Here is a 13,418-nt window from a genome sequence, read left to right as displayed (position 1 = left end):
CGCTTCCGGGCATCGTTACCGCTTTGCTTACCATTGCTGCCCTAACCGCCGATCGATCGCACCGCCGCACGGGTGCGAGCCTATCGGAGCCGCTCGACATGTCCGCCGTCTCTCTCGCATCTCACCCTACCCCGGCACTCGCGATCGTCGTCGATGATCATCCGATGTGCCGACAGGCGACCGCGATGGCGCTGGGCGTGGCGGCGCCGGAGCTGACGGTGGTAGAGGCGGCGTCACTGGCCGAGGCGAGCGAGCATGCGGCCGATGCGACGCTGATGACGCTCGATCTGGCGCTGCCCGACAACAAGTCGGTACTGGGGGTGCCTGCCTTGCTGAAGCGCTTCCCGCACCTGCGGATGCTGGTGATCAGCGGAGCGCTCAACCCCGATGTCGAGCAGCAGGTCGCCGCCACCGGCGCGCACGGCTATCTGTCGAAGGCGACGCCAATCTCGGTGATGGTGGATGCGATCCGCGCGGTGATCGCGGGGGAGGCATGGTTCTCCTTTCCGGTCGCGGACGCCGCCATGCCCGCCGACAGCGACTTCGCCAGACTGTCGTCGCTGACCGGCGCGCAGTCGCGCGTGCTGAATGCGATGGAGAGCGGGCGCCTCAACAAGCAAATCGCGTTTGACCTGGGACTGTCGGAGATCACGGTGAAGGCGCACGTCAAAGCCATTCTGAAGAAGCTGGCGGTGCCCAACCGCACGCAGGCCATCCTCATGCTACAGCGAGCACAATCGTGACCGTCATCACCCATCCTGCCACGATCGAGGCCGAACAAGCTCCGCTGATCGATCCGGCGCAGCTGCGCGACTATGCGGAATTTCTGCCGGGCGCGCAGGTCCTCCAACTGATCCGCACCTTCACCAAGGAGCTGGAAACGCGGCCGTCGATGGTGCTTCATCTGGCGCGGCAAGGTGACCTCGCCAACGCGCGTGCGGCCGCGCACTTCCTTAAAGGTGCCGCGCTCAGCATCGGTGCACGCCGGATCGCACTGATTGCCGACACGGTCGAACATGCCAGCGACGACGCGATCATCTCTCAGGCGCAGGAGCTGCCGGCCTGCGCGCTCGACACGCTGGCAGAGCTGGAGACGGTGCAGGCCGGGTTGCGCGACGCCGCCTGAGACGGGCTAGCGCCGCTCGGACGCGGTCTGCGCGCGCGTCGCCGCGAACTCCGATCCGGCGCTCCACGTCGGCCAGACGCCGGCGTGGCTCAACCGCTCACCCATGTCGCGGAACAGGTCGACGTCCTGCGCCGCACCGACGAGGTTCCAATCGGCCGACCAGCGATCGCACGTCTTGTGATAACAGGCCATGTAGCCGTCGAGCCACTTCTGCCCCGCAACCGCGCCGCCGGTCCGCAGGTCGGGTGCACCGCCCAGCGCCATCAGCAGCAGCGACGGCACGCCGCGCCGCACGACCGAGAAATGGTCGGCACGGTAGAACAACCCGCGCTCGCTGAATGTCTCGGGCGTGATCGTGCGCCCTTGTCCCGCCGCCGCGCGCGCCAGCAGCTCGTCGAGCGAGGTCTGCCCCTTGCCGACCAGGATCACGTCGCGCGCCGGGCCCGCAGTTTGCAAGATATCCAGCGTCAGATTGGCGGCGGTGAGCCCGAGCGGGTAGACCGGATGCGTCGCGTAATATTCCGAACCGAGCAGCCCGCGCTCCTCACCCGTCCATGCAGCGAAGACCAACGTGCGGTCGGGCGCCGGCATCGCCTTGAACTGCCGCGCCAGCTCGATGATCCCGGCGATGCCGAGCGCGTCGTCGTTGGCGCCCGGTCGCAGCGTCGCGCCGCTCGCGTCCGCCGGACCTTCGCCGTACGCATCCCAGTGCGCGCCGAACATCACGCTCTCGCGCGGACGTTTGCTGCCGGGGATCTTGGCGAGGACGTTGGCGCTCTGAATACGCTCCACCGCGACCTTGGCGGCGGCAGAAAAGCCCGTCCTCATATCGACCGGCCGGAACGACGACGATCTCGCCTGGGCGCGCAGGGTGGCGAGGTCTAGCCCCGCATCCTTGAACAGGCGATCGGCGGTGTCGTGCTCGATCCAGCCCTGCAACGGCACGCGCGGATCGTTCGCCGCGCGGACGATGTCGTAATTCTCGCCGTTCGAGGCATTTACCGTCGACCACGGATAGCCCGCACCTTCGGTGTCGTGGACGATCAGCGCCGCGACCGCGCCGCGCCGCGCGGCTTCCTCGAACTTGTAGGTCCAGCGCCCATAATAGGTCATGCGACGGTCGCCGAAGCGGCCCTTCGCGTCCTCGCCCGCCTGCGCCTCGAAGTCGGGATCGTTGACGAGGAACACCGCGACCTTGCCGCGCAGATCCTGGCCCTTGAAGTCGTCCCACTTCGCCTCGGGTGCGGACACGCCGTAGCCGACGAAGACCATCGGCGCGTCGCGGATCGCGATGTCGGACGCGGCGCGCACCGTGGTGACCGCGATCTCCTTGCCCTGCGCCAGCACGGTCTTGCCCACGCGCATCGCGGCCTCGGCGCCGATCTGTGTGTGGATCATCGGCACCGCCTGCGTCCACGCGCCGTTCTCGCCGCCGGGCTCCAGCCCCAGTGCCTTGAGCTGCGTGACCAGCCAGTCGACGGTGACTTTTTCGCCCACGGTGCCCGGCGCGCGGCCGCCGAAGCGATCGGAGGCGAGCGTCTTCACCGTCTCCGACAGGCGTGCCGGATCGGTCTGCGCCGCGGCGGCAGTCGACAGCAGCGCCGCGGCGCCGGCGAGCAGGATGGAGCGCATCAACGAACCCTTTTGACGAGAGCGCGGCCATCACGCCGCTCGATCTGAAAATTGGGCACCGACTCGACCAGGTCGGACAGCCGCTTGAACCCGTAGTTGCGAACATCGAACGATGAACGATTGGCGGCGAGCTGACCCATCGCCGACAGACTGACATAGCCCTTCTCGTCGCGCTTCGACGCGTCATAGGCATCGATCAGCAGCTTGAGCAGTTCCTGATCGACCGGCGGCTTGGCCTTCTTCGCCGCAGCAGGTTTCGCGCCGATCGAGGGCGGTAGCGCATCGGTCAGCCCAAGGTCGCTGGGGGGCGTGTCGGCGATCGGCTCTGCGGCCGTGACAGGCGCTGCCTCAGCGCCATTCGCTTGTTCGAGCGCGGCCACGTCGATGAAGCGGCTGCACGCCTGGCGAAAACCCTGCGGCGTCTTGGCGGTGCCGAACCCGTAGACGGGCAGGCCGTCCTGCCGGATGCGTGTGGCGAGCGGCATGAAGTCGCTGTCCGACGACATGATCCCGAAGCCCTGCACGCGGCCGCGGAACAGCAGGTCCATCGCGTCGATCGTCATCTTCATGTCGGTCGCGTTCTTGCCCTTGGTCAGGTCGAACTGCTGCTGCGGTTCGATGCCGTGACGCACGCTCATGTCGCGCCAGCCCTTCAGTCCCGGCTTCGACCAATTGCCGTAGACGCGGCGGATGTTGACGGTGCCAAGCTCCGCCAGCACGGTCAGCACGGGGTCAAGCGCGTGCCACGACGCATTGTCTGCGTCGATCAGCAGCGCGATGTTGCGGGTGGGGGTGTCGTCAGTCGGCATCGTTCAGCGGTGTCGACCGGCGGGGCAGCGAGGTCAACCCGCGCGTCGTGGTTCAACGCGCGGGCCGACGCTTCTTATCGATCGCTGTCGTACGCGACGCCTGCGTCGATGTCGTCCCGCTTGGTCGCACGCGTGGTGCCATCGGGATCGGTCACCGTCTTCATGTCGGCCTGCGATCCGACATCGCGGGCGAGCGCGCCGCCGCTGGTGCCGGTCTGCGCCTCTCCAGCGGGGATCATGCCTTCAATCAGCTCCTTGTCATCGTGGTCGCGCGCGGTGTCGGTGCGGGTCTGTTCGGTCATGGTCGTCTCCTTCACGCACACGAACGGACGGGCGCGCGCCCGCGTTCCTCAAGGATCGGGATAGGTGACTGACAAGACCTCATATTCGCGTTCGCCCGCGGGCAGCGTCACGCGGCGCACGTCGCCGACTGCGGCCCCGCGCAGCGCGAGGGCGAGAGGCGCGTTCCACCCGACCAGCCCCTTGCCCGCGTCCGCCTCGTCGTCGCCGACCAGCGTCAGCTCGCGCTCGTGATCGTCCTCGTCGACGATCCGCGCGGTCGCGCCGAAGAAGATGCGCGAGCGGTCAGGCGCGGCGGCGGGATCGACCACCTTCGCCGCCTTCATCCGCCGGGACAGCCAGCCGAGCCGCCGGTCGATCTCGCGCAGTCGCTTGCGCCCGTAGATGTAATCGCCGTTCTCGCTGCGGTCGCCGTTGCCCGCCGCCCAGGAGATCGTCTCGACCAGCTTGGGTCGCTCGGTCGCGAATAATTGCTCGTATTCGCGGCGCAGTACGGCATAGCCTGCCGGGGTGATGTAATTGGGTCGATCCATCGCGCCCGACTAGCCGACCGGGAGCGGCGGCGTCACCCCATGCGGCTGCGCCCCAGATACCAGCTGAGGTTCGCCGGGCCACGGCTCTTGGCACGTGCCGGGTTCATCAGGTCGTAGACGACCGCATTCTCCAGCACGCGCTGCACGTAGTTGCGCGTCTCGTTGTACGGGATCGCCTCGACCCAATCGACCATGTCGACCCCGCCGGTGCGCGGGTCGCCGTTTGCGCGCAGCCACTTGTTTACGTTGCCCGGCCCCGCATTATACGCCGCGATCGCCAGCGGATAACTGCCGTACAGCCCGAAGATACGCTGGAAGTAACTCGACCCCAGCATGACGTTGTAGCTCGTATCGGTCGTCAGCCGGCCCGCGTCGTACGGCAGTCCCAGCTTGCCCGCCTGCTCGCGCGCGGTGGCGGGCATCAGTTGCATCAGCCCGCTTGCCCCCACGGGACTGCGCGCCTCGCGATCAAACTGGCTTTCCTGCCGGCTGACCGCGTGAATCATCGTCCACTGGCTTTCGTACCCGCCGGGCACCGGAACGGTCGGGAAGGCAACTGCGCTATATTGCGTCAACCCGTTCTGCATCGCGCTGCGCCCGACCAGCACTGCCAGATCGGGGCGGCCGAGTTGGCGCGACAGTTCGTCGGCGAGCAGATGGTCGGTGTCGCTGGTCGCGTCCGCGGCGATCAGGCGGATGAACGCGGTCTGGTCCTGCCGCTGCCCGGTCTGCCCCAGCAACTGCGCCGCACGCACCGTCTCCTGGTTGAAGAACGCGGCGCGCACCGCGGGATCGATCGCGCGCTGCGGCACCGCCGGCGGCGCGACCAGCGGCTGGCGCAGGTGCTCGAGCGCGAGCTGACCGTAATATTGGTCGCGGTAGCTGCCTGCACGCGCGAACAATCCCTGCGCCTCTGGCTTGCCGGCCGCCTCCGCTGCACGTGCTGCCCAGTAGAACCCCTTGGCGCGCGTCTGCGGCGACTGGCTCGCCTCGCCGTAGCGCTGGAACAGGAAGGCCGCGTCAGCTGGCCGGTTGAGCTGCTTGAGCGCGGTCTGCCCCGCCAGCCAGGCGAGGCTCGTGTAATCGTCGCGCTCGCCGTACGGCTTGGTCGAAATGTCGGTGCCGGTCGGATAAGCGTCGTCGATCTGGCGCGCGATGTCGTAGGCGGTCTGCCACTGGTGATCCGCCGCCGCGCCGCGCGCGTTGGTCAGCAGCACCTCGTAGAATTTCTCGACATTGCCCGGCCGGATCATGCCCTGCCGCGCCCGCGCCAGCCAGCTGCGCGCACTGGGCGAGGCGCCGCTGTTGCGCAGCCACACCGCCTTGTCGGCGATGTATCCTGCGTCCGCCGCACCCGCCGCATCGTTGACCGAGGCGAGCGCGGACGCATTCTCCCCGCCGGTGCGGAACGCGAGCCGCGCCTCGAATAACGGCCGCGCGCCGGCGCTCGTCAACGCGATCTGCCGCGCCGCCGCGCCGGTCTGTCCCTGCCAAAGCAAAGTATCCATGCGCGCGTCATGGTCGGCCGGGGTCAGCGCACCCGAAAAGCTCGTCAGCACCGCGCTCTCGTCGGTCGGCGAAAGGCTGCCGCTGCGCCACGCCGCCCGCGCCGCCGCATAGGCCTCCTTCTGATTGCCGCTCGCCTGATAGGCACGCGCGCACGCCACCCAGCCGCCGCCGGTCAGCGGCGGGAAGCGGCGACAAAAGGCGATGACGTTCGCGGGCGAGGCGTATGGGCTCGCCGCCTGCTTCTCCGCAGCACGGCGGTTGGCGGTCTGGTTGGGCCAGCCGGGATGCGCGAGCAGGAAATTGGCGTAGGTGTCGAATGGCAGTGAGTCGCTCTGCTGCAACACTTTCCACTGCGCGATCGCCTGCGCCAGCCCCGCCGCCTGCGCCTGCGCGTTCGGCTGCACGCTCGCCGGATATTGCCCCACAGAACCGACCTGGCCCTGCGCGAGCAACAGCGCCGCCCCAACTCCCGCCACGATACCGATCAACACGCCCGCCTTCATCACCATTCCAGATCGGTGGACAGGATAGCGATCCAACCCGTATCTGTCCTGAACGACTTCGAATATTCATCGCGCCGGAGAGAGCGTCCGTCTTATGTTCACAGGTTCGATCCCCGCGCTGGTCACCCCGTTCGACGATGATGGCGCGTTCGCCGAGCAGGTCTATCGCGACTTCATCGAGTGGGAGATTTCCGAAGGATCATCCGCGCTGGTGCCGTGCGGGACGACCGGCGAGGCGGCGACGCTGACCAAGGAGGAGCAGTTCGCAATTGTGCGCGTCTGCGTCGATCAGGCGCGCGGGCGCGTGCCCGTGATCGCGGGCGCCGGATCAAACGATACACGGGTCGCTCGTGCCAATCTGATCGCCGCGAAGGAGGCCGGCGCCGACGCTGCGCTGATGGTGCCGCCTTATTACAATCGCCCGGGGCAGGAGGGTATTTTCCGCCACTTCGAGGCGCTGGCGCACGACGCCCCGCTGCCGATCGTGCTCTACAATGTGCCCGCGCGCACGGTGACCGACATCCTGCCCGACACGCTGGCGCGGATCGTTCAGGCGTTCCCGCAGGTGTTCGTTGCGGTCAAGGACGCGTCGGGCGTCATCACCCGCGTGTCGCAGCACCGCGCCAGCCTGGGTGAGGGCTTCTGCCAGTTGTCGGGCAACGACGATCTCGCGCTCGCCTTCAACGCCACCGGCGGCGTCGGTTGCATCTCCGTCAGTGCCAACGTCGCGCCGCGGCTCTGCGCCGACTTCCAGGCGGCATGCGCCAGCGGGGATTACGCGACCGCGCGGACGCTGCACGACCGGCTGTTCCCGCTCCACACCGCGTTGTTCACCGATGCCTCGCCGGGGCCCGTCAAGTATGCGGTGAGCAAGGTGCGGCCCGACTTCCCGCGCGGCCTGAGGTTGCCGATGACATGGCCGGGAGAGGCATCACGCCACGCGGTCGACGCCGGCCTCGCGCACGCGGGACTGTAATGATGATTGGGAAGGAAGCGATGCAGCAGCCTTCCCGATGGAGGATGATCCAATGCTGATCGCGGCCTTGTTCCTACAGGTCGCGGTGTCCGGCCCCGTCCTCCCAAAGCCGAGATCGGTGCTGCCGCGTGAGTGTCCGAAGGCTGAGCCCGGCGACACGTCGATCGTCGTCTGCGCGCGCAGTCAGGAAGAGTTCCGCCTGCGCGTCACGCCCGAGCGCTACTCGACCGACCCGCAGGCGCTGCCAAAGGCCGCGATCAAGATCGGCGACAACACGGTTTCCGCCGATACAGAGCAGGGTAGTGTCGGTGGCTTCACCAGCAACCGCGTCATGCTCAGATTGAAGCGTCCGTTCTGATTGGCGGGTACCCACGCTTGCGGGTCCGGTCGGTCAGCGAACGCGGCCAATCGTAACGAACGCCCTTTGCCGCCGCGTGCCCTTATGCCTACATCGCGGGCATGTCGCGTCCCAAGCCTGCCACCTTCGATAAGAAGAAGATCGTTGCCGAGAATCGCCGCGCGCGGTTCGATTATGCGGTCGACACCGTGTACGAGGCCGGCATCGTCCTGACCGGTACCGAGGTGAAGTCGCTGCGCTTCGGCGAGGGATCGATCGCGGAAAGCTACGCCGAGGTGCGAGGCGACGAGGTGTGGCTGGTCAATTCCAACGTGCCCGAGTTCAGCCACGGCAACCGCTTCAACCACGAAGCGAAGCGCCCACGTAAACTCCTGCTTCACGAGCGCGAGATAAACAAGCTGCACGGTGCGGTCGCGCGCGAGGGCATGACGCTCGTTCCCCTGACCGTGTATTTCAACGGGCAGGGTCGCGCGAAGGTGGAGTTGGCGTTGGCGAAGGGCAGAAAGGCGCACGACAAGCGCGAACACATCAAGGAGCGCGAGTGGAAGCGTGATGCCGGGCGCATCATGCGCGACCACGGCTGATGGCGACGCGGCCGATGACGACGTGGGACCGGTTCGCGGCGTGGAGCAGGCGCAACTTGCCGACGCGCGAGTCGATGGAAAAGAGCCGCATACTTCGCCCGGTCGCGCACCGCGTGCTCGCGCCCGAATTGTGGCGCTTCACCCGGCGTTCGGTGCCGCGCGGCGTCGCACTCGGCATGGTTGCGGGCATCCTGTTCCCGGTCGGGCAGATCGCGATCGCGGCGCTGATCGCGCTGCCGTTCCGCGCCAACGTGCCGGTGGCGGCGCTGACCACCTTCATCACCAATCCACTAACGACGCCGTTCATCCTGTTCGCCGCCTATCAGATCGGCGCTTGGCTGCTGCGGACCAACGCGCCGACGGTGGCGCAGCCGGTGGCAGAGGCGGCGACCGGCTGGCTGCAATGGTTGTGGAACGCAGGCCCACCGCTGGTGCTCGGATTGCTGCTGATCACCACCGTCTGCGCGTTGCTGGGCTATGGTCTCGCGGCGCTCGGCTGGCGACTGTGGATCGCACGCAAGTGGAAGGCGCGCCACCAGCGCGATTGAGCATGCGGGCAGGCTGGCGCGGCCTCGCGGGCGCGCCTAAGGAATGATCATTCCTCGTACGGGTGATTGTTCATGCGTCGTTCGATCCTGTTTCCTGCACTCTTCACCGCGGCGCTGATCCCGGCCGCGTTGTTCGCCCAATCGGCCTCGCAGCAGCCCGCACCGGCCGCCGACGAGGCGCCGCGCGCCGGTCCGCGCTATGGTACGTTCGGCTTCGACACCGCCGGCATGGATCGCTCGGTCAAGCCCGGCGACGATTTCTACGGCTATGCGAACGGCACTTGGGCGAAGACGACCGCGATCCCGGCCGACGAGGCGAATTACGGCGCCTTCTCTGTGCTCGCCGACCTGTCGCGCCAGCGTACCCGCGGGCTGCTTGAGGCGGCGCGGACGGATGGGGGATCGAAGATCGGCCGCGCCTATGCGAGCTATCTCGACACCGCCGCGATCGAGCGCGCCGGTTTGGCGCCGATCCAGCCGTGGCTCGCGAAGATCAAGGCGACCGACAAGGCGGGCTATGCCGCACTGCTGGCAGAGGCGAACCGCAACGGCGTCGACACGCCGTTCGGCGTCTACGTTGGGCAGGACGACAAGAGCCCTGACACTTACGCAGTTAGCCTGTCGCAGGCCGGGCTCGGCATGCCTGACCGCGATTATTACCTCAGCACCGACCCGAAGCTGGCGCAGACCAAGGCCGCGTATCAGGCACATCTAGCCAAGCTGCTGACGCTCGCGGGCGAGCCGAACGCGGAGGCACGCGCCGCCGCGCTGGTCGCGTTCGAGACGCAGATCGCGCAGGTCAGCTGGACCCGCGTCGACAGCCGCGACGCCGACAAGACCTATAACAAGATGACGCTGGCGCAGCTGCAGCAGTCCGCGCCCGGGTTCGATTTCGCGAGTTTCATGCGTGCGAACGGGACCGCGGCCGGCACGCTGATCGTCGCCCAGCCGACCGCTATCACCGGCATCGCACAGGCGTTGGCTGCGGCACCGATCGCGGTGCTGCGCGATCAGTTGCTGGTGCGCAGCCTTGACGGCTTCGCCGACGTGCTGCCGCGCGCGGTCGATCAGGAGAACTTCGCTTTCTACGGTACCACGCTGAGCGGCACGCCGCAGCAGCAGGAGCGGTGGACGCGCGCGGTCGACTTCACCAGCGGAGCGCTCGCCGACGAGGTCGGAAAGGTCTATGTCGCGCGCTACTTCCCGCCCGAGACCAAGGCGGCGGCGGACCAGCTCGTCCGGAACGTCATTCAGGCGATGAACCGCCGGATCGACGCGCTGACCTGGATGGCGCCCGAGACCAAGGTCAAGGCGCACGCGAAGCTCGCCGCCTTCACCCCGCGGATCGGCTATCCGTCCAAATGGCGCGATTATTCCGCGCTCGAGATCAAGGCGGGCGACGCGTTCGGCAACGAGCTCCGCGCGAACCAGTGGCGCCACGATTACAACGCGACCAAGCTGGGCAAGCCGATCTATCGCTGGGAATGGGGCATGACCCCGATGACGGTCAACGCGCAGGCCGACTTCGGGCTCGTCGCGATCACCTTCCCCGCGGCGATCCTGCAACCGCCGTTCTTCGATCCCAAGGCCGATCCGGCGGTCAACTATGGCGGGATCGGCGCGGTGATCGGCCACGAGATGAGCCACCATTTCGACGATCAGGGCGCGAAGTACGACGTGCACGGCCGGTTGACGCAGTGGTGGACCGATGCTGACGTGCAGCGGTTCAACGCGCTCAGCCAGCGGCTCGTCAAACAGTATGACGCATATGAACCGCTGCCCGGCATGCACGTGAAGGGTGCGCTGACACTGGGTGAGAACTCGGCTGATCTCGCCGGCTTGTCGGCAGCGTACGACGCCTATCATGCCTCGCTCGGTGGCAAGCCCGCGCCGGTGCTGAACGGCTTCACCGCCGACCAGCGCTTCTATCTCGGCTGGGCGCAGGTGTGGCGGCGCAACTACCGCGAGGCAAACCTGCGCCAGCGGCTGCTGACCGACCCGCATGCGCCATCGGAGCAGCGCACCGACATCGTCCGCAACATGGACCCGTGGTATCCCGCGTTCCAGCCCAAGCCCGGCAACAAGCTGTACCTCGCGCCCGACGCGCGCGTGAAGATCTGGTAACGATCACGCGTCGATGCGCGGCGGCAAAACAGGAGAGATCATCGGCGGACCCCGCGTCGCGCTGCTGATCGCGCTCGCCGCCGGGGTGGTCGCGGGCGGCATCGTGCTGTGGCTGATCGGCAGCATCGTCGTGGCGAGCGCATTCCTTGCTGCGGCGGTCGTTGTCGCAGGCGTGGCGATTGCGCTGCGTGTCGCGCTCGCGAAGCCGCCGGTCAGCCAGCAGACCGCCGATTGGTCGCTCGCCGCGGCGCTGGCGAGTGCCAACACAGATGCGGTCGCGGTGACGGGGCGGACGGGTCATCTCGTTTGCGCGAACGAGGCTTACGAGACCATGTGCGGCGGGTTCCCGACGCCGCCCGCCCTCGCGCTGTCCGACCCCGACCTGGCGCGGCTGACCGCGACGGGGCGCGACGCGTGGCGCGACGGCCATGCCGCAGCTGCGCGGATCGAGATTGCGGGACAGCCGGTCTCGGTCGAGGTGACACGCTCGGGCCACGCGGGCGATCATCTCGTCTGGCGCTTCACCGGGCAGCGCACGACCGACATGCTGGGCGGCATCGCCGACGAGCTCGACGGCGTCATGGGTGATCGCATGGGTGAGGCGGGGCTGATGGCCGCGCTGCTCGACGCCGATGGCAAGGTCGTCGCCGGCAACCGTGCACTGCGGGCGCGCGCCTTCGGACGTGCCAACGCGCCGATCGAGGGACAGGATCTGGCGAACCTGCTCGTCGGCGACGCGCAGCGCGGCATCCGCTTCACGCGCGACGAAGAGGATGCGGGGGCAATGCGCCTGCTGCAGGTAGCGTTGGGCAGTGGCGATCATTCGCCGACCCTCATTGCGCTGATCGACGATGCGGGCAGCGCCGCCGCGGTCGGCGATCCACACGATGTCGAGACATTGCTGTCGGTGATCCCGTTCGGGCTGGCGCTGGTCGATCGTGAGGGACGCTTTCTCGCGATGAACGCGGCCTTCGCGCGCATGGCCGGCGCAGAACCCGCCGCGCCGCCGCTCTATCCCGGCGATCTGGTCGTTCGCGAGGACAAGGCCGCCGTCGCCGACGCCGTCCGCCGCTTCACGACCGGGGGCGCGCAATCCGCTGATCTCGCAATTCGGCTGAAGGATCATCCCGACGAGACGGTGGCGCTGTCGATCGCGGCGACCCGCGGCTTCGGCGGCGCGTCGGTGCTGTTGTCGTTCAAGGACAATGGCGAGGAGAACCGCCTGAAGCGCGAGGTCGCGCAGGCGACCAAGATGCAGGCGGTCGGCCAGCTGGCGGGCGGCGTCGCGCATGATTTCAACAACATCCTGACCGCGATCATCGGTCACTGCGACCTGATGCTCATGCGCCATTCGCCCGGCGACAGCGATTACGATGACATTCAGCAGATCCGCGCCAACTCAAACCGCGCAGCGAGCCTGACGCGACAATTGCTCGCCTTTTCGCGCCAGCAGACGCTCCGGCCGCAGATCTTGCAGCTGCCCGACGTTGTGTCGGAAGTGTCAACGCTGCTACGCCGCCTGCTCGGTGAAACGGTGGTGCTGGAGGTCAAGCACGGTCGCGACCTGGGCGCGGTGCGCGCCGATCCAGGGCAACTGGAACAGGTCGTCGTCAACCTGGCGGTCAACGCGCGCGACGCGATGCTGGCGAAGGGCGCAGGAGGGCGCGTCACCATTCAGACGCGCGCCGCGACGATCGCAGAACTCCGCCAGCGCGGCACCGACATCATGCCGATCGGCGACTATACGGCGCTGGAGATCGCCGACACCGGCACGGGCATCCCGCCCGAAGTGCTGCCGAAGATATTCGAGCCCTTCTTCACCACCAAGGAAGTCGGCAAGGGTACCGGGCTGGGTCTCTCCACCGTCTACGGCATCGTCAAACAGTCGGGCGGGTACATCTTCGCCGATTCGCGTCCCGGACAGGGAGCAACCTTCACGATCTATTTCCCGGTCCATGCCGCCGGGGACGAGGCGGCCACGCCGCGCGCGCCGGTGCGGACCAAAACGACTGATACTTGGGGCAGCGGCACCATCCTGCTGGTCGAGGACGAGGATATGGTCCGCGCGATCGCGGAGCGCGCGTTGACGCGGCAGGGCTACACGGTGCTCTCCGCCGATCACGGCGAGGCGGCGCTGGAGCTGCTCGAAACCGCCGAGCGGCCGAGCCTGATCGTGTCCGACGTGATGATGCCGGTGATGGACGGCCCGACACTCGCACGTGCGGTACGGGAGCGTTATCCCGACATCCCGATCCTGTTCATGTCGGGCTATGCCGAGGAGCAGCTGCGTCGCTCGATCGACCTCGATCACGTCGCCTTCCTTCCCAAACCCTTCTCGGTCCAGCAATTAGCCGAGGCTGCGCGCGACGCGCTCGCGAATGGTTGATCTGGATCAAGGCTGTGGGGGCGGCAGTTG

13 protein-coding genes are annotated in these 13,418 nt (G+C 67.6%); 8 read left to right on the top strand and 5 right to left on the bottom strand.

The window, feature by feature from the left end:
- On the top strand, positions 1 to 743 hold a 743-nt coding region (locus tag QZ847_RS01780; protein ID WP_294352533.1), incomplete at its 5' end, for a response regulator transcription factor.
- Complete coding sequence (locus tag QZ847_RS01775) at positions 740 to 1,126, top strand: Hpt domain-containing protein (RefSeq protein WP_294352531.1); 387 nt, start codon at positions 740 to 742, stop codon at positions 1,124 to 1,126. The genes QZ847_RS01780 and QZ847_RS01775, both read left to right, overlap by 4 nt.
- Positions 1,127 to 1,132: 6 nt before the next feature.
- Here QZ847_RS01775 and QZ847_RS01770 read toward each other — a convergent pair whose 3' ends face one another.
- From QZ847_RS01770 to QZ847_RS01750, 5 genes are all read right to left on the bottom strand, one after another.
- The gene (locus QZ847_RS01770; RefSeq protein WP_294352529.1) at positions 1,133 to 2,758 is read right to left on the bottom strand and encodes a M28 family metallopeptidase; all 1,626 of its coding nucleotides are present in this window, start codon (positions 2,756 to 2,758) and stop codon (positions 1,133 to 1,135) included.
- Positions 2,758 to 3,567 (bottom strand): NYN domain-containing protein, encoded by an 810-nt coding sequence (locus QZ847_RS01765; RefSeq protein ID WP_294352527.1) that lies wholly within the window; start codon positions 3,565 to 3,567, stop codon positions 2,758 to 2,760. Before QZ847_RS01765 ends, QZ847_RS01770 begins: the two co-directional genes overlap by 1 nt.
- 74 nt (positions 3,568 to 3,641) lie before the next feature.
- Positions 3,642 to 3,869 (bottom strand): hypothetical protein, encoded by a 228-nt coding sequence (locus QZ847_RS01760; protein WP_294352525.1) that lies wholly within the window; start codon positions 3,867 to 3,869, stop codon positions 3,642 to 3,644.
- 48 nt (positions 3,870 to 3,917) lie between these two features.
- Positions 3,918 to 4,400 carry a GreA/GreB family elongation factor gene (locus QZ847_RS01755; RefSeq protein ID WP_294352523.1) on the bottom strand — a complete coding sequence of 161 codons (483 nt, stop codon included), beginning with the start codon at positions 4,398 to 4,400 and terminating at the stop codon, positions 3,918 to 3,920.
- A 32-nt stretch (positions 4,401 to 4,432) separates the two neighbouring features.
- A complete protein-coding gene (locus tag QZ847_RS01750) occupies positions 4,433 to 6,418 on the bottom strand; it encodes a lytic transglycosylase domain-containing protein (protein WP_294352521.1) in 1,986 nt (661 codons plus the stop codon).
- A gap of 88 nt (positions 6,419 to 6,506) precedes the next feature.
- Here QZ847_RS01750 and dapA point away from each other — a divergent pair, with 88 nt between their 5' ends.
- From dapA to QZ847_RS01720, 6 genes are all read left to right on the top strand, one after another.
- A complete protein-coding gene (gene dapA, locus QZ847_RS01745) occupies positions 6,507 to 7,388 on the top strand; it encodes a 4-hydroxy-tetrahydrodipicolinate synthase (protein WP_294352519.1) in 882 nt (293 codons plus the stop codon).
- Between the two features lie 52 nt (positions 7,389 to 7,440).
- Positions 7,441 to 7,746, top strand: a complete 306-nt coding sequence (locus QZ847_RS01740) for a hypothetical protein (RefSeq protein WP_294352516.1) — start codon at positions 7,441 to 7,443, stop codon at positions 7,744 to 7,746.
- Between the two features lie 101 nt (positions 7,747 to 7,847).
- Positions 7,848 to 8,330, top strand: a complete 483-nt coding sequence (gene smpB, locus QZ847_RS01735; RefSeq protein ID WP_093002347.1) for an SsrA-binding protein SmpB — start codon at positions 7,848 to 7,850, stop codon at positions 8,328 to 8,330.
- A gap of 14 nt (positions 8,331 to 8,344) precedes the next feature.
- Positions 8,345 to 8,878 (top strand): DUF2062 domain-containing protein, encoded by a 534-nt coding sequence (locus QZ847_RS01730; protein WP_294352513.1) that lies wholly within the window; start codon positions 8,345 to 8,347, stop codon positions 8,876 to 8,878.
- A 72-nt stretch (positions 8,879 to 8,950) separates the two neighbouring features.
- Entirely contained in the window at positions 8,951 to 11,002 is a 2,052-nt protein-coding gene (locus tag QZ847_RS01725; protein WP_294352512.1) for a M13 family metallopeptidase, read from the top strand.
- A gap of 13 nt (positions 11,003 to 11,015) precedes the next feature.
- Positions 11,016 to 13,388 carry an ATP-binding protein gene (locus QZ847_RS01720; protein ID WP_294352510.1) on the top strand — a complete coding sequence of 791 codons (2,373 nt, stop codon included), beginning with the start codon at positions 11,016 to 11,018 and terminating at the stop codon, positions 13,386 to 13,388.
- Positions 13,389 to 13,418 lie beyond the last annotated feature (30 nt).

Origin of the sequence: uncultured Sphingomonas sp., assembly GCF_913778135.1 — a bacterium.
In the GTDB taxonomy this organism is placed as follows: Bacteria; Pseudomonadota; Alphaproteobacteria; order Sphingomonadales; family Sphingomonadaceae; genus Sphingomonas.
Note: the sequence above shows the minus strand (reverse complement) of the source record. Positions and strands in the feature narration are given on the sequence as shown.